The sequence below is a fragment of the Desulfogranum marinum genome, from assembly GCF_963675105.2.
Taxonomy (GTDB): Bacteria; Desulfobacterota; Desulfobulbia; order Desulfobulbales; family Desulfobulbaceae; genus Desulfogranum; species Desulfogranum marinum.
Map to the genome: position 1 here is coordinate 307,175 of NZ_CAXXRO010000003.1, position 17,738 is coordinate 324,912.

General features: G+C 49.0%; 11 protein-coding genes. 2 read left to right on the top strand and 9 right to left on the bottom strand.

Annotated elements, in window-relative coordinates; translation table 11 throughout:
- The first annotated feature begins 2 nt into the window (after positions 1–2).
- Positions 3–6,299, top strand: coding sequence for a DEAD/DEAH box helicase (locus tag ACHZCY_RS08190; protein ID WP_319548517.1), 6,297 nt, complete (start codon positions 3–5; stop codon positions 6,297–6,299).
- A gap of 163 nt (positions 6,300–6,462) precedes the next feature.
- Positions 6,463–6,711, top strand: a complete 249-nt coding sequence (locus ACHZCY_RS08195; protein WP_319548518.1) for a hypothetical protein — start codon at positions 6,463–6,465, stop codon at positions 6,709–6,711.
- On the opposite strand, the gene ACHZCY_RS08200 is transcribed toward ACHZCY_RS08195, so the two are convergent.
- From ACHZCY_RS08200 to ACHZCY_RS08240, 9 genes are read right to left on the bottom strand one after another with little or no spacing between them, the layout of a single operon-like run.
- Positions 6,708–9,785: a conjugal transfer protein TraG N-terminal domain-containing protein gene (locus ACHZCY_RS08200; RefSeq protein ID WP_319548519.1), complete on the bottom strand. Its 3,078-nt coding sequence runs from the start codon at positions 9,783–9,785 to the stop codon at positions 6,708–6,710. The two genes, ACHZCY_RS08195 and ACHZCY_RS08200, sit on opposite strands and share 4 nt — an antisense overlap.
- A 5-nt stretch (positions 9,786–9,790) precedes the next feature.
- A complete protein-coding gene (locus ACHZCY_RS08205) occupies positions 9,791–11,227 on the bottom strand; it encodes a conjugal transfer protein TraH (RefSeq protein ID WP_319548520.1) in 1,437 nt (478 codons plus the stop codon).
- Positions 11,212–12,153 (bottom strand): conjugal transfer protein TraF, encoded by a 942-nt coding sequence (locus ACHZCY_RS08210; protein ID WP_319548521.1) that lies wholly within the window; start codon positions 12,151–12,153, stop codon positions 11,212–11,214. Before ACHZCY_RS08210 ends, ACHZCY_RS08205 begins: the two co-directional genes overlap by 16 nt.
- On the bottom strand, positions 12,113–12,649 hold the full coding sequence (locus ACHZCY_RS08215) for a S26 family signal peptidase (RefSeq protein WP_394713376.1): 537 nt from the start codon (positions 12,647–12,649) through the stop codon (positions 12,113–12,115). The genes ACHZCY_RS08210 and ACHZCY_RS08215 overlap by 41 nt, the downstream gene beginning before the upstream one ends.
- Positions 12,624–12,950, bottom strand: coding sequence for a hypothetical protein (locus tag ACHZCY_RS08220; RefSeq protein WP_319548523.1), 327 nt, complete (start codon positions 12,948–12,950; stop codon positions 12,624–12,626). Before ACHZCY_RS08220 ends, ACHZCY_RS08215 begins: the two co-directional genes overlap by 26 nt.
- A complete protein-coding gene (locus tag ACHZCY_RS08225; protein ID WP_319548524.1) occupies positions 12,943–13,683 on the bottom strand; it encodes a TrbC family F-type conjugative pilus assembly protein in 741 nt (246 codons plus the stop codon). The genes ACHZCY_RS08220 and ACHZCY_RS08225 overlap by 8 nt, the downstream gene beginning before the upstream one ends.
- Positions 13,662–14,585, bottom strand: a complete 924-nt coding sequence (locus tag ACHZCY_RS08230) for a TraU family protein (protein ID WP_319548525.1) — start codon at positions 14,583–14,585, stop codon at positions 13,662–13,664. Before ACHZCY_RS08230 ends, ACHZCY_RS08225 begins: the two co-directional genes overlap by 22 nt.
- Positions 14,582–15,190, bottom strand: coding sequence for a hypothetical protein (locus ACHZCY_RS08235; RefSeq protein WP_319548526.1), 609 nt, complete (start codon positions 15,188–15,190; stop codon positions 14,582–14,584). Before ACHZCY_RS08235 ends, ACHZCY_RS08230 begins: the two co-directional genes overlap by 4 nt.
- Position 15,191: 1 nt before the next feature.
- Complete coding sequence (locus ACHZCY_RS08240) at positions 15,192–17,738, bottom strand: TraC family protein (RefSeq protein ID WP_319548527.1); 2,547 nt, start codon at positions 17,736–17,738, stop codon at positions 15,192–15,194.

Sequence of the window (17,738 nt, forward strand, 5' to 3'; positions counted from 1 at the left end):
CCATGAAACAGAGCTATTTTACCAAACTTTTTCCTGTTCTTGCCGAGCGCAGCAAACTGGCATCAATCTGCCAGCTGGGGTATGCCAATATCCCCCTCAGGCGTCATCTCAGTGAGCTGTTTTCCAGGCCGTATGGACAGCAAGGGGCCTTTCTTGCCGATCCAGCCTTTGAGGCTGTTTTTGGTTGGCAACCTGGGGAGCTGTCCATGGAACAACTGGGCGAAGATGGGCTTCTTGAACCCGATCTGGTCAAAGCCATGGACGCACCGCCAGAAGAACTGGCAGCCGATTATCGTTTTGCAAGCAATCTGCGGCCCTATACTCATCAGGTAGAGAGTTGGCGTCTGCTCAACCAGGAACCACCGCAGTCAGTTGTTGTTTCCAGTGGGACCGGTTCAGGAAAAACCGAATGCTTCATGGTGCCGGTGTTGAACCATCTGGCTCGCCAGCGGAAGCTGGAACAAGAGAAGCTGGTTGGTGTAAGGGCGCTCTTTCTCTATCCTCTAAACGCTTTGATCAACAGTCAGCGGGAACGCGTTAAGGCCTGGACTGAAAGTTTTGGCGGTGATATCCGTTTTTGTCTGTATAACGGCAACACACCAGAGAGCCTACCAAAATCAGGGAGGCATCGCTCTACCTGTGAGGTCTTGGACCGGTCAACATTGCGCAAGAGTCCTCCTCCCATTCTGGTCACTAACCCTACCATGTTGGAATACATGTTGATTCGCAACGTGGATGCCCAAATTTTACAGGCATCTCAGGGCAAACTGAAATGGGTTGTTCTTGATGAAGCACACACCTATATCGGTTCACAGGCGGCGGAAGCAGCGTTGTTGATTAGACGGGTGCTGCTTGCCTTCGGTGTGCAACCGGAAGAGGTTCATTTTATTGCCACCTCTGCTACCATCGGCGACCCGAAAGGGCAGGCGGGCCAGGATCTAAAACAATTTCTCGCCGATATTGCCGGTGTTCCTACCGGACAGGTGCACCTTGTCACCGGGGCACGACAAATACCTCTGATCGGAGAAAAAAAGAAAAAGCCGTTTAAAAGTCTTGCGGAACTCGAAGATATCGATCCCGAAGAAGAGGTGTCGACAACAAGGTACCGTGAACTTGTGGGGAATGCGAACGCTAACGCAATACGAAAACTGTTCACCGATCAAAGTGGAAACCCTGTCGTGAGGCTTTCAGATATCTGTTGTCTGCTTTATCCCAAGGAAGAACAATACACGCTCGATCAGCAGCACGAGGCTTTTCGCTGGCTGGATCTTCTCTCCGGGACAAGAAAGAAGGGTAAAGTCAAGAATGGGAAAAAACAGGAAGACTCAGAGAGTTTTCTGCCGTTGCGCGGTCATCTCTTCCACCAGACACTGAGTGGTGTATGGGCTTGTGCCGACCAGAATTGCCCCGAAAAGACAGGAACACATCTTAACGATGCTAGGTGGCCTTTTGGTACTGTCTACCTTGAGCCAAGAAAGCACTGCACCTGTGGCAGTCCGGCATACGAGGTTGCCCGTTGCTCAGATTGTGGAGAGGTTTATCTTCTTGCCGAGGAAAACCAGAATGAAGTGCTAACTCACCTTCAGCCTCTACAGGGAATTGATGAATTTGAACTCGATGTGGAGCAGTCAGAAGAAGATACAGAGGAGGATAATCGGGTAACGGAGACACAGCTGAACACAACGATGAAAATCAGGTATCTGATTGCCAATAGGGGCTTGGAAGGGGTTGGTGTTATTTCTCTTGATCGGGAGAGCCGGCAAATCATTACTCCCGGCCCAGATGCGCTGGACATTCTGGTCTGTGAGGATGATGGGGAGGGACTGCAGTGTCCCTCGTGTGGGAAGCAGGAGGGCAACAGCCAGCAGCCATTGTTCCGGATGAGTCGGATCGGTGGTCCGTTTCTGCTCAACACAATTCTCCCAACCCTGCTGGAATTCGCCCCGGACAGTGGTGAAAAGCCAGTCGAGCTGCCTTGGCGCGGTCATCGGTTGTTAACCTTCAATGATAGTCGTCAGGGGACGGCAAAGATGGCGGTGAGTCTGCAGCAGGGAGCAGAGCGGAATACTATACGAGGTCTGATTTATCATTTTGCCCTGCAGCATGGACAGTCAGGAAATGAGGAAATAATCGCCAAGGTAATCGAAGACAAAGCCCGTTTGGAGAGCGCTTATGAGCAAGCCCCACTTCCTGATATTAAGGTGCTGATTGATCAAAAAGAAGTGGAGCTGGCTAAACTGAAGAAGTCAAAGCCGATCCCCTTCAGATCTCTTGTGGATAAACTAATCAATTCTGGGTCCGATTTTGACAATATTTTATCCGTATACCGAGAGTTAGATCCTGCCCTCTTTGGAGCGCTGAATGGGAACAGGGAACTTGCCAGAATGCTTATAGTTAGGGAGTTTGGCAGGCGACCTAAATATAGCAATAGTTTGGAGACTATGGGAATGGTTTCAGTATGTTATCCTGCCCTGGATGAAATTGATGACGTGCCCCCCCTCGTTGGGCAGGCTGCTAATTTCAATAGAGGTGAATGGGTTGTATTTCTGAAATTGTGCCTTGATTTCTTTGTCCGTTCCGGTGGTTCCCTGCAAATTAACCGGGAATGGCGACGATGGCTTGGTCTGCCATTTCGCCAGAGCTGGTTACGCGAATTTGATGCTGAAGATTGTGGAAGAAATCAACGTCGCTGGCCCAAGGCGAGACGCAGCGGTTTGCGGGCAGTGGTAGTGCGTCTGTTATCCTACGTGTTCACATTAGATCATCATATATCTGAAGGCGAGGACCGTATTGATGCCATTCTACAGGGAGCCTGGAATACACTTATAGATAAACGAATACTGCTTCTTACAGGGGATGGCTACATCCTTTCCCTTGAGCAGCTCGCCTTAGCTCCGATCAGTAAGGCGTGGATATGTCCGGTGACCCGGCGTCTATTGGATACCACTTTGCGTGGTATCACACCTTATCTGCCAGAGCGTCCCCCTGCGGAGAATGCTGCAACCTGTCAACAGGTTAAAATCCCTGTTTATGACAAACCGTTCGGCGGTGTAACTAGCATGAATGAGCGTATTCAGCGCGGACGGGAATGGCATAGGCAGCAGAATGATATTGTTGGACTACATGAACAGGGAGTGTGGTCCGACCTTCAGGACAGGGTTATTGAAATGTCGCCTTACTATCGAACAGCCGAACATTCTGCCCAGCAGCCAGCGGCCATCCTCCATGAATATGAAAAATTTTTTAAACAGGGAAAGGTTAACATTCTATCCTGCTCAACAACGATGGAAATGGGGATTGACATTGGCGGGATAAGCCAGGTGGCAATGAACAACGTGCCTCCCCATCCAGCCAATTACCTGCAGCGGGCAGGACGCGCGGGAAGAAGAAGAGAAGCCAGATCTCTTGCTCTGACGCTTTGCAAGGCAAACCCTCTTGACCAAGCTGTTTTCGCAAACAGCCGCTGGGCGTTTGATACCGTATTGGCTGCTCCTCATGTTTCTCTGGACAGCAAGATCATTGTGCAGCGGCATATTCACTCCTTCCTGCTTAACAGATTCCTTTCTACGAAACTAGCTGGGGGGGGGCCAGATCAGGTAAAGCTCAGCTGTGGTCTCTTTTTTGGAGGGGAAGACTCCTGGGCAGAAGAGTATTGTGCCTGGTGTGCGGCCTTTTCTCCTGAGGTTGATCTCGACTTAAAGGCGGGACTGGAGCGGCTGGTTCGATCTTCTGTTCTTGCCGGTCAATCTCTGGCAGAACGAACGAGGCAGGCCGGAGAGCAGTTGAATGAGTTGATGGTACGTTGGCGAAGAGAATTGGAAAACCTGGAAACAGAACTGCAAGATTGTGTCAAGATAGTCGGTGAAAAAGCCCCTGTTGTAAAAGCGTTAAAGTTCCGTGTCGACAGGTTGACACGGGAGTATTTGCTGCGTGAACTGGCCACCCAGGGCTATCTGCCAGCCTATGGATTCCCGGCTCATATTGCAGCCTTTGATAATTTGACGGTGGATCAGTTCAAGACGTTTAAAAAGAAACAGGAAAAAGGAGAACCTGAAGACAACAAGTATCAAAGGCGGGATCTGGCTAGCAGAGACCTTGCCACGGCTCTCAGAGAGTATGCACCAGGAGCTGAGGTGGTAATGAATGGGCGGGTGTTTCGTTCTGCTGGAATCACCTTAAACTGGCATATTCCTGCCACTGTGGATGAGGTTAGTGAGACCCAGGCAATTCGTTATGCCTGGCGATGTGATAACTGTGGAGCAAGTGGTTCGTCCATCACGTATAGCGGTGCTTGCGATGCCTGTGGGGCTTCGATTAAGCAACAAAACAGCTGCGAATTTTTGGAACCTGCAGGCTTTGCCGTCGATTTCTATTCGGCTCCCCATAATAACATAAGTACCCCGCAATTTGTTTCGGTTGAATCACCCTGGGTGAATGGCCGAGGCGAGTGGCAGCCGCTTGCCAACCCAGCACTGGGCCATTTTCGTATGACATCACAAGGCCATTTGTTTCATCATTCCAAGGGGGTAAATGGTACGGGGTACGCTCTTTGTCTTGCCTGCGGTCGTGCCGAGCCTATGACGACCAGTGGCGAATTGCCGCAGGTGTTCCAGAGTCCTCACCGGAAGTTACGGCGGGCAAAGGAAGAGGGCGCCTTTTGTACGGCTGGTGAATGGTCTATTAAAGAGGGGATCAGCCTGGGGCATACATTGCATACCGATATTGTCGAGTTCCAGTTGAAAAATAGCAATGGTAGTTGGTTAAATGATCGAGTTGCTGCACGTACAATTGCGGTCGCCCTGCGGGACAGCCTTGCGGAATTGCTCGGTGTGCAGGCTATCGAATTGGGTTGTGAAATCAAACAGGGACAGCCGGAGCCAGGAGTTGTTTGTCAGTCCATACTCATTTTTGATAATCATGCTGCAGGGTATGCTTCTCGGGCAGACAATTGGTTGGCGGAACTCTTTTACAAAGCGTATCAAAAACTGTGCTGTCCTGCCGGCTGCGACAGCGTTTGTCCTCACTGTGTTCTTGATTTTGACCAGCGTTTTGTCGCAGATTTTTTGGATCGGCATGTTGCCCTTCGTTGGCTGAACAAGGAATGGCTTGATGAATTACGGCTACCAGAGGAGTGGCTGCTGTTTGGTACCGTGTCGAGACCGGAACATAAAAATATGACAGAGGCCATCTTGTATGCGGTGAACAAAAACAGTTCCAGCGGAGTGCGATGTTATACAGGGGGGACAATCGAGACCTGGGAAATTCCCAATAGCCCTCTTTGGCATCTGGCGTATAAACTTTCAGGGCAGAATATCCAAGTTGAAATTGTCCTACCAGAAAATTGCCTCGATATATTGGATAATCTAGACCGATACCGTTTGGCGGCCATGGCTGATGCACCACATATTCAATTCTTCCTTGCTGATGCAACACAGGAAGCTGGAAAGGGGACGGTGCTGGTTGAAACAGTCGGTGGAGCCTCTTGTTCACGTTGGGCAGGAATAGGTGAACAAAAACTCTGTTTCAGTGGTGGCTGGGCACAGATTGAAGACACTGACGACATTTTAGTCCGATGTGATAGTAATACTTTTCCTTCTTCTTTGCAGAATCCTTTGAGTGCAGAGGTCTTACGACCTGTAGTTCATGAACATAAGGATCGCATATTGGAGGTTTGGAAGGAATTTAACGGTTCCGTTAGCGATTTTGGTATGAAATTCTGGCAGTTCATAATAGAAGGTCATCCTACTGTAAAGGAACTGCTAACCGACAAATCGCTCACTGTTAAATCGGTGCAGTACAGTGATCGATACCTGAAAAGTCCGATCACCTCGGCCCTGTTTGTGCTTTTAATCGAAGCATTCAAAAAAATAGTTGGGATACAACGGTGGGGCAAGCCCAATGTTGCTCTGCATACTTGCGATATCAAGCCACACAGAGGAGGCCGGATTTCGTCACTCATGTGGGACGATTGGAGCGAAAACGCTATCAGAAGGGACATTCTCAAAGCACTTTTTAATACACGCGAGCTAGAGTTAGATGTTTACAGTAAAGGCATTATGGAAGTTCCCCATAAAAGGGAACTCAATGTTGAATTTGTGTCTGGGGACAAAATCTGTATTTTCCTTGATCAAGGTGTCTCTTACTGGAAGTTTCGGAATTCTCTAAACAAAGCAAATTTTGATTTTTCGTTGTCGGCATCCCAACAGGTGAAGAGATTGAATCTGATGATAAAAAATCAGGACAACTGCATTTACGAGAGTAACCAGGCAGCGATGCCGATTGCCATCAAACGATTGTGATAGTGATTTTCTGAGGCGAAGAATTAGCACTGGCTCAACGTTCCTACGGCATATGGTCATTCTTTCCTCTTTTTTGCTGCACTTGACAAATTCAAACATTGTTGTAAGGAGTTAGAAAGGCAATACCCTTGTCAGGGCTCTGCCTTTCCTTAAAGGTGAAACTATGACTCTTGAATCTACTGTTTGCCCCCATTGCGGTTGTCGTTGTGAAGATGATGAGTACTGTGCTGCTTGTGGCAAACTCTTTGATGATGATCTAATTCCTAATCGTACCATCTCTCTCCTGGAATTTCTGGGGGGTGGTCTGCGGGCAGTAGAGTTACAACCTCTTAAACGGAAAAAATTCAGGGAACAACCAGAGTTTGATCGAACCTGGACGTTTCTTCCTTCCAACATTTTTCACGAAGATTAATTATCTCGCCCCCCAAGGGTGCTTGGTGCATCTTTGGGGATCGGTCCTGGAGGTGGTGCGTTCTCCACCTTTCTTGTTGCACCAACATAATCAAAAGCTCCTTCATCTGTTAGTCTATTCCCTTGACTGTCTACAACGCCTTTAAAAACTTTACCAACCCCTTCGGTTGCTATTCCTGTAGCAGAAGTACGAATTCTTCCGTCGTTGGAGGATTCTTCATACCGATTTCTGCTTTTGAGGCTAGCTGCTTTTTCTTGTGTGCTGGTTTGATCTGGTTCACTTAAGACCTTTTGGTCTTGTGGTGTGAGATTGTCCGAAGAAATTCCAGATGATTTTCGATGGGCTGCACCAGTCGTATAATCAACAGCCCCTTTGAAAATTGCATCATCATGGGTTTTATTCTGCATGGCATTAATGGCATTACTAACTTGACTACAGGTACGCCCCCATCCATATCCATTGCCACTGAAAAACCCATCAACCATTTTGTTCAGCGCTTTTGGGTCATCCTGGGTCATGTGCGCTAAACTGCCAATGGCCTTCCGAATACTTCCTGGTGATTCATCCCCAAAATGATTCGTAGCAAAATCACGAACAAACGCAGTCTGCATGTTGGCCCCATAGGATTGTGTTGCGGCCTCAACTCTTCTGGCATCCTCAAGAAGAGAATAGCTTTCTGAAGCACCAATTTGCTTAGAAATATCTGTGAGGTAATCAAGCCCTCGAGTGCCAGTAAAAGTATCCTGTATAGATTCAGCTCGAACTCTAGCCTGATCACGAGCAAAGGCTTGGGCTGTTTGCTCGGAAACATTAAACTTCACCGCTTCTCCATCATTTCCAACAACGGTAATATTACCCTCTCCTGCAATTATGTTTTTAAATCCCCCGCCAATCGAAGAATTAAAAGAAGTTCGAGTATCCTCACTCATTGAATGCAAAAAACTAGATGAGTCGTTAAACGACCTCTGCCAATTCGACCTCATAGAATTATCAAGCCGTTCGCTGTAAGTCTGAGCACTGGCACTGGTGAGGCTATCTTTTTGCAACTGCCTGGTCATCATGTTCCAGTTAGAGGATCCGCCAAGAGTATTCGAAGCGGAGCCAATGAGTTGATTTTGCAGTGACTGTCCGATGCTGATAGGATTCATACCGTTGACCTGGGCGTAGGTCAGGCTCTGGTTTCCACCACTATCAACGTCGTACTTGGCTGTGCCTGCAGGCATAGTATCCACCGCCTGACCTGTACCACCGGGCCCAGTGGTTATCTGGGTTGTTGAGCCATCAGCATTGACCGATTCACCTTTCATCTTGGAGGCGTTACCATCAGTACCGGTTGTTACACTAACGACACCAGCGTTTGTACCTGCAGATCTACCAGAGGAAGCTTCGGCTTGGCCATACTCAGCTGCAGTTGTTCCTTGTGGAAGATGTCCTGAGTCTTGAAGGGTATTTCTAGTGTTCATAGCCGCATGATATCCACCAACATTAGAGTGCATCTTATAGGCACCAGCTGCAGCCATATTGGTAAACCGATGTTCCTGCATTCCTTCCAGCAATCCAGCAATTCTTGTCTGTTCGGACAGAGCAGAGGCATTGCCTTCCGGAGTGATTAGCCCTCCAGCCTGGGCACCGGCCCCTCTTGCAATGGAGCCGAGGTTCGTGGCGAAGTGAGCAAGAGCCGATCCGCCAAATCGAACCAGCATCATGGAGAAGATACTTGCCAGCATGATCCCGGCAGAGCGGATTACCCCGAACATGGCCATCATCTTGAGTGACATGTTGGGAAAGGATGCCATTGCATACACCCCGAGATTGGACTGGCGTACATCTTCAAAGGCATAGGCCGCGTAGTCCATGGCCGCACCGTGGATCACGGCATCGGTTACTCCCCAGGTGGTGAGAAATACAAAAAAGCCAAACATCACCGATGCAGCCCGGCCGATAACCGGTGTTGGCAGAAACAGGGCGAGAAAAGGGAGGGTGCCGACCGCAACAGCGGTCATAATTGCCCGGATAATAGGGATCCACTCATTCATGGTTATGCCGATGCCCATGCCGGTGGCTACGATCTTTCTGTCCGACTCCATCAGGACTGAGGTTTCATAATCATCCTGATAGTAAAAGTTATAGAGGATCTCAGCTATCTGGCGCTGTTGGATGAGCCGCTCAGGAGTATACGTGTTCCCCGTAACGTGGAGCATTGTGGTTGAGATCAGGGATTCGCACCTGAGCATTTCAGTTGTGCTGTTCGGATCAAAATGTGCTTTGGCACAGGCCCGTTTGATTGCCTCATCATAGTTGGTGGGATTGGCATAAATCGGCTGCAGTTGATTCCACGCCTGGGTACAGGTCATGGATTGCCCTTCAGGATTAGAGCTGTCATAATAAACCGTATAAATCGCAGGGTTCTGCGCATTGGACAGCTCAGTCAGGAAATTGGTGGAGTTGTTCCGCATGGTATCAAGGGAAATGGTGGAACCTGGCCGGAGTAGCTCAAAGGTCACGCAGTCCTTGATATAGCGGATCATCGAAGTCCTGGCATGATTATCCTTGGGATTTGACCCCCTTATAGATTCAAGAACCTTAAAGCCTTTGCCTCCAGCGGTATCAAGATACTGGGCGTTGGGGGCAGAGGCTGTATCGATAATATCCACCAGCCCTTTTTCCAGTTTATTGAGGGTTCCTGCAGTGGCAACGATCGCGTCCGGGACGTTTGGAACAATCTGAAACCGGTTGAGCACCGGATCATAGACAGTGATGTTGCCGGTTGGGAGAAACAAGGCAACATAGACCACCATTCCAGCCAGCACAGGTATCGGCCAGGTCAGACTGATCCTGCCACCAACGGCAGCCTGAGCTATCATTCCTACTGCAGCTGCCACCACACCTAAAACCGTTACAACGACAAGCAATCCCTTATATGCGTTGTCGCCAAAAATGAGCGCAACTTTGGTGAAGGCCTGCACGACAGGGTTGAAGCCACCATAGGTATAAAACTCCATATCGATGGCCATTACAGGGGATGCTGCTAGTAATAAAGCAATGGTTATTATGAGAGGGCTGATTTTATTCATGATAATCACAGCTGCATTCGTGAGGCCATGTCCTTGCCGTACCTGCGGGTAATTTCACTCACCATCTGAGTCTCGATCTTCTGCATCTTTTCCATATAGGCCATGATGGTGGTTATCTCACCTGCTGCGGCTATATAGGCGTCTCTCGATGCTTCCTGTCTTTGTCTTATTCTTCCCAGCATGATGCCTAGATCCGTGTCGATGTGGCCAGCAAACACTGCCGGGTTGCAGTTCTCGGCAGGTTGGCCACTGGCAGCTCCCGCTTTTTTCTCCAGCATCTCCTTGGCTTTGACTCCAATGGACTCTGCACGGATATACAGATCGGAGAGCATCTGCAGGCTGTAGGCTTTGGCGGTTATATCGGCCAGGCTGGTAACCATAGATTCCTTCATATTGCTGCCAATCGCTGTCTTGAGAATAGGAAGGGGAGAAAGCGGAGTCGATTCCAGGAAATCCTGCTCCGTGGTACTGAGTGCAGCTTTGGACTCAATCTTGGTAGTAATGGCGTCCAGGGTGTCGGTCACGTACTGGACCAGGTCCCTATTGGTATCAGTGATCTGACTACAGCTACCGCCGGAACTTTTGGAATAGAGCCCCCCTTCGGAGATCCCCTTAATATCGTCCGGATTATTCTGCGGGCAAGGACCTTCATAGCTCACCTTATAGGCACTGCCCGGCCCCTGAAGAGTGATATCGCCAACCAGGCCGCGGATAAGATCGGTGTGGCCGGAAGGGATTCCCATGCTGGAACCAAGGTTATCAAGCAGAGAGCCGCCAGCTAAAAAAGTGTTACGGATATCTGCATTACAGCCGCTGTTGATCCGGGTAACATCTGCGGCCTGTGGTACGTTGTTATTGGCCTGATCCTCTTTGGTGGCCATGTCCCACATTTCGGTGATACCCTGGGAGAGCTTATTCTCTTTGATTGCGGTGCCGAGTTTTTCTCGCATAACCTCAGAGGAGTGAAAACCGTTTTCATCCATCACCACCCCGACCACGCCTTGCGCGGTCGCGCACTCCTCGATCTGCATGGAGTTGAGCTTGTCTGCTATAGCCTCAAAGTTTTTGATGGTGTTGGAGCATTGGGAACAAAGGGTCTTTAAGCCGAGGTCAAAGGCAACAGCTGCGGCTCCAGAGAGGATCCCCTGGAGTTTGTCCACCAGGTAATCGGTGTTCATAAAAGACATGCCGCCAAGGAATACATCAATCCCGCCACAACCGGCCTTGATCCTAGGGGATTCAACGGTAACAGGATAGTCGTTGGTGTTTGACCAGCGGGTAGAAAAGCTCCCGGCCTGATAAAACCCCCGTTCCTGACCGTGAAAGTAGTTGGGGCCACTGATACTGCGCTGCTGCAGCCAATCATCAACCCATTGGGCATGAGCAGAGGTGCACAACAGAAAAAAGATGCCTGCCGCTATTGAGATTATTTTCCTTGCCATGGTTGTGTGCTCTCGTTGTTTAAGATCGAGGTCGCGTCAAATGCCGACCCTTTTTGAAAGTCGTACATCAGGAAATTGTCATCCCTTGTTTCGCCCTGCAGATAGCGGACTGCACGGTAGAGCTTGCGCTCGAGTTCCGTAAGCGCGACCACTCCAACGGATACCGACATATAGTCTTCCATCCCTTTTTTGATGAGCAGCAGGGTTGGAGTTGTCTCAATACCGAACCTGGCAGCAACACCTGGTTGCTGGCCTATATCCACTGGCTTTATCGTCCAGCCGTATTTCTCAACGAAATAGGTAAGGATCCCGCTTTGCTTTTCACAGAAGCCGCATGTGGGGCTGGTGAAATAGATCAGGGCATGGTCGTTTCTTGCACTTCTGATTGTTTGTCCGATCTCCTGATTCTGCATCTGTACCCTGGCGGTGACTCCCGGCTTAGACGTCGGATAGACTTGGTTGACGTTAAACAGGTTTCCATACTTCTGGGTCACATACATGGCACTGTTGGTGTAAGCAAGGGCCTTTCTTCTGGCCACGTCCTGCATGATCAGATAACGGAGTGTGTTCTCTTCCGTCGGGGTCTGGACTGCGAGGTTCTGGACGTGATCAAGAAGCTCCTGAAAATCGTCGGGGTACATTGTCCATAACGCTTCCAGGCTCACCTTTCCCAGGTCCGTTCCTCGGTACCTGTTTTCTTGTTGTTGGACTTCCTGTACCTGACTTCTTTCATGTCCCGGCTCTTCTTCCTGTAGCGGAAGTGGATCGTGGTACCAGAACCATCCTTCCTTCTGTGTTTCGTAAAATCTTGTTTCTTGTTTGTCTTCCCCCAAAGCGCATGGAGGCAGACAAACAAATCCGAGAACGAACAGTAGAACAATGGACCTACCAAATCGGCAGTGCTTTTGAGAGAAATTCGTCGTCATGGATGAGTCCGAAGTAACGTGAGTCAAAGGAACGGGGATTGCTGCCAACCATGAAATAGCTTCCTTTGGGGACAGGACAGGTGAAATCGAAGACGGGAAGAATATTTCCCTTACTGTCTTCTATCAGGGCCTTTCCAAGCCTGGTCTGCCCGCAGAAAAAAACTCCATTGACGTCCCTGGTTAAAAGATCTCCTGGGGTGCAACCAACCTCTTTAATCAGTATTTTGTTCTCTTTGAGCCCTTTGTGGATAAAGGATGTATGCTCTCCCCTCTGCAGCTCAAACAGCAAATAATCTCCATGCTTGATTCTGGTGGTATCCACCGGCACCTTAAAAAATATTCGATGGTCCAGTGAGTCACTGGTGGCAACTATGATCCGTTGGGGCAAGATCAGGCCAGCGAGAAGGCCTGCCAACAGGACTAAAGTAATACGCTGCTCCTTTTTACTGAGTCGCCAAAACGGCCGGTTATTATTTGAAAGAGAGTTCATCGCCATTTTTCAATACAACTTCCTTGAGGATGTAGACCTGATTTTTGTGAAGCTCAGCGTCCTGGCTGATATAGGCATCCAGCTTGTTGAGGCTGGTCCTAAAGTCAGCCTCCGTTAGTTCACCTGCAGCCATCAGCGCCTTTTGCTGTCGAAAGTAACCGCTCATGTCCACAATCTTGATTTTCTGAGCGAAATACCTGTCATAACTCCAGAAGGCTACCGCAACAATTATCATACAGATAACGATGACCTCAATGTAGCCAGGGGTCAGCTTCTTGTCTTGATGGGTATATCTGCTATCACTCATGCTTGCCCCTTTGTAATGTAGCGATCAGACTCTCTAAACCAGGGCTCTTTGCTTCTCGGTTTATCTGTTCCAGCAGATAATCAAATCTGGCATTTCCGGTTATCTTCCAGACCTCACCTTGACGCTCATATACAAGGGCTGGTACCTGAGTAACCTCATACTTGTTAAACAGGGATGGCTGAATCCTGACCGGTATCTCGAATCGTTCACAGACCTCTGGGTTTTCTCGTTGCATCTGATCAACACAACTCCGATCCTTCTTTGCAATCTGGATCAGGTACCGGTGACGTTCACCTGGAACAAAACCTTTCATCAACATTGCCACACCTGGTTCATCCAATTCTTCTACTGCAGCCATGTATGAGTGGATCGTTTCATCAGGTATGGATGAGGAAAAGAAAAGATACATCTTTTCGTTTACCGCCAGTTTGCCAGGGTTGGACACGTCCTGCTCCCCTGCCCTTTCTACGTCATCTGCAAAGACTTCCTTTTTGAGTCGCTTCTCCTCACACCGGATTTTTTCTTGAAACTCAGGTGAATTGAATATCCTGACACTTTCCTTGGCGGCTTTAAATCCCGCCTCCTGGTGCTTGTTGAATTGTAACTCCATCCTAGCAGCGTGCTTTCTCGCCTGCTCCATAGCCCGTTGTACGGCAATTTCCAGCTCATCAGCAGCAGAGACTGAAAAAGGCAGTAAAGTTAGCACTAAAATTAATCGCAGCAGGTACAACACAGCTGCCTCCTGTAAACGGTCCAGAGATACTCGTCATTTGGGTTTGAACCACTGCCTGCCATTGGTACATTGAGACCTGAGTTATATAATTCGGACGTCGCACCAAAGTGGTAGGCAGGGGAGCGATCAGCTGGGCGCACCACGTGGGTCTTGTAATGGCTCTTGATCCACACAGGTGTGTACTCACAACCACAGAGCGATTCATAGGGATCACAAATCATAAATACCCGGTTCATTTTATAAATCAGACGGGCTGCAGCGCTGTTATTGGCCTGGGTGATCTCGTCGTTCTGGATAGAGCCGGTCATGGGATAGGAAGAGCCACCGGAGCCAATGCACCAGGGCATGTAATCCAGGGTATAGCCGATGTTGGTTGCGGCGGCGTCTGTCATACACATCAACTGCATGGCCTTGTTTGCAAAAAGAGAAGCCTCCGGATGGATTACAATGGAGAGTTCATCATTATTCCATTGGGAGTCATACTCCGAGATCCACACTGGGTAGTCACTGCGGCTGCACAACATCCACTCCATCAGGGGGAGTGGAAAGATGTGGGCCTGGGAAAAGGTCACCTCGTTCGCAACACTTGCCGCGTCCTGGGTACCGTTTGTACCACCAAGTTCATCAAGTGCGGAACCGCCTATGGAGGAGCCCATAAATGGGGAGTAAAAAGGGGTACTGACGGTATCAACTGCTGCGAAAGGCTCCCAATAGGTCCAAATTTCCCCCTCCTCGTAGAAGATGGGTGGCGGACGTGGGCAAATACAGATGCCTAGAAAGGTAAGCTCTATCTCTTCAGAATGGATATCCGAGAAATAGTTAAACGAATCCCCACTTTTTGACCAAACATCGCTTGCCAGACTCAGTAATATAACCGTGAGAAGTAATCGACTGACTCTCATCGCTTTTCTTCCCTGATTACAAATTCAGTCACCTGGATATGTTTCTCCCGCTGCACCACCACACAGGGGACCGCTGCCAGCTGAAAGCGATCAGCAACTTCCTTGTCCAGATAATAAACGGCTCGCTTTAGATCCGAGACCAGGGATTGGGCATAGCCACCTGAAAGGAGTACCTTTATTCTGTGGTTGGAAGAGTAAGGGGACTCTTTGAACCATTTGATCTGGTCTGGATCACTCCCGTCGATCACCACCAGGCCAATTGTTAAACTCATATAGTCCAGAGGATTGAACCTGTACCCTTTGGGATAGAGCACCTTACCGTCCCTGTCTGTCAGATCACGATCCTGGGTGTAGGTCATATCGACAGTAAAACTACGATCACTCTCAGCTCTAGGAAGTCGCTGCAGTTTTTTGGGCTGGTAGTTGTGGATTTTCTCCTGATATTTATCTTTTTGCTGCTTCCACCGCTGTGCAACCTCCTGCTTTATCTCGTTTCGGATATCCGGTTCCACTATCACGTATACTGGCCCTGCAGGCTCAAGCTCAGTTATTGCTTGAGCTTCCACAGAAGCAGCTAAAAAGATAAATATATAAAAATATAACAATTTACACTTCACCTTGTTCCCTCAACATGACCATGTGCTCAATTGCCTCATGGTGGGTCAGCCCTTTATCTACTAGTTGCTCTATCATGGCGATCTCGGCAGCCTTGGACGTGTAGATAAAGTAGGCGTAGTCATTGACTACCAGGCGGCCCACACCAAGGCCGAAGGGGGTATCAAAGAAGATCTCTGAGTAGTACGGTGGATTGGACTTGAGTGATTTTAAGAGCTCCATGGTGAAGTCGTCGTAGTCGATCAGCTCCATACTTCTGGCCTGGGCAAAATCGCCTGACTCAAGCAGGATTTTAAACTGTGAGTTACCGTTAACTACCTTGCCGACTTCACCAAAATTCATCAGATCGAGCAGAGACTGGGTGACTACCATGAAACTGCCGTTGTATTTTCTGGCTCTGCGATACCCTTCGTTAATCACCGGAGAGAGCATGGCGGCTTTATCCAGGAACTGCCATGCCTCCTCAAAGATCACCAATCTGGGTCGGGAGCGGTCGGAGAGGTAAAGATCCTGGGTTACGGCGTTGATAATGAGCAGGGTAACTACTCGGTACAGGTCCGGTTGAATCTTTAGATTTTCCAGTTCCAGGACGACAAACTCATCCCTGCGGATATCAAAGGAAGAAGGCCCGGTGAAGAATTTGCCGTGAAAGCCGTGGGAGGTGAATTCCCTGATGTTGAAAGCCAGTTTTCTGGCCGATTCAATCAACTTTTTGTTATCGGACAGCTCTTCGAGGTCTGCCTTTTCCACTTCCGGAAACTTCATCAGGAAGGTGTAGACAGTATCCGCATCAGCATCTTGTCCCTTCACTTGCCAGGCCCACCTGACCGCGTTTCGAATAAGGTTCATCTCGGTATCATCGCATCTGTCTATATCCGAGTTGGAGTAGGCCATCTGCGCGAAAACAGCCGCGACGGATTTCAGCTCTTCATCCGGTTCCAGGATATAGGTAAAGGGGTTGAGGCAGACATCAGTATCAGCCTGGAAATCAAGGTACCGGGCTCCAAGCATTCGTGCGATTTTCTGGTAGCTGCCACCGATATCAATGATTCGCACCATGGCGTTGGTGGAATAGTAGTTAAAGGCGATGTAGTTGATTAAAAAGGATTTCCCAGATCCGGATGTGGCGCAACAAAGGACGTTATGATTGGCTGCTCCTCTGGCGAAGAAATCAAGGGAGACCAGCTGACCTTTACGACCGGTAAAAATCAGCTTTGGATCACCACCGGAGCCTGAGAAATCCCCTTGAACAGGTAAAATGGAGGTGATTCCGCCTACAGGTGCCACAAAATCACGCTCCAGGTTTTCCACGTTCCTGCCTGCGGTGTACATGCAGAATGGCAGAGAAGAGAGAAACAGGATTTTCAGGATTAGGTTGTCCTTCTGCATTACATAGCCTTGATTCTCCCATAATCGCCGTACCCTGGTCAGGGAATCTCTGGCTTGCTCGAGGTCATCGCTCCACACCCAGATGATGGGGATAACTTTTATAAATTTTTCCCCGCTCTCCAGCTGATCGGTTGCCTCCAAAAATTCCGTCTGTTTTCGTCTGAGTGATGGAGAGAGTGAGCCCACTGCATGTTGATTAAGAAGAAGATTACATTTGCCGTGAATCTTCATCTCCAATCCCTTCTCAAAGATGATGTTGAAGGTACAGAGAAAATCAGTCTTGATCTGGTCAGCATCGGAGACTACGCCCCAGATCCCGCCAAATAATGAGTTGGTTTGTAGTGAGTTGACCTGTTTGGGGATTATCTTGGGTGTGGTGCAGCAGAAGTAGTTATCACCTACGACCATATGGTCTTTTTCTTCACGGATGGGCGTATCTGCGGTGATTATCTGCTTTCGCAGGGGAACCTGGTCGCTGTAGACAGCGTGATTATCCTCCGTGTACCCATCTGGGTATGAATTGATCAGTCTACGTAACCACTCCAGTAACTCTTCAGGGGACATATGGTATGGGCTGAGGAGAGCCGCTTTCAGGGTTTCATTGATCTGGCGTTTGATCTCCATGAGAGGAGCAATCTTGGACGAATCATGTAGTTCCTCAGGTTTTGGCATCCCCTGACTGTTTGCGGGGATCGTCACGGCCACATAGAGCCTGAAGTTGCGTACCGGGATATTACTGCAGTTCCTGAGTCCTTTCTTTCCGGCCATCATGAAATCCACCACCTTGTCTGTGTTGGACTGGATTATCTCATCAGGCCTGGTTCTGCTGGAGCGGTATCTATCCAGGATCGGTTCGATATGTGAGTCTGCGTGGAAGGTGAGCTGAATGACGCTGTCTTTTGGGATGCCTGCCCGGAAGAGCCCTTCCAAAGCATTGATGGTCTTTGGACCTGCATAAACCAGTGGATAGCACTCCCACAGCATTCCCAGGCTGTCATCCTGGTTGAGGTAAACCTCCGTTCGTTGGTCGTATGCCACATAGTTTAAAAAAGACGAAAACGGTGTCCTTCTCGTCATCTTCTCAAGATCGGATTGCTTCAGGTGATTACGACCGCCGAGGCCACTATTTTGCAGAAAATTGAGCAGCAT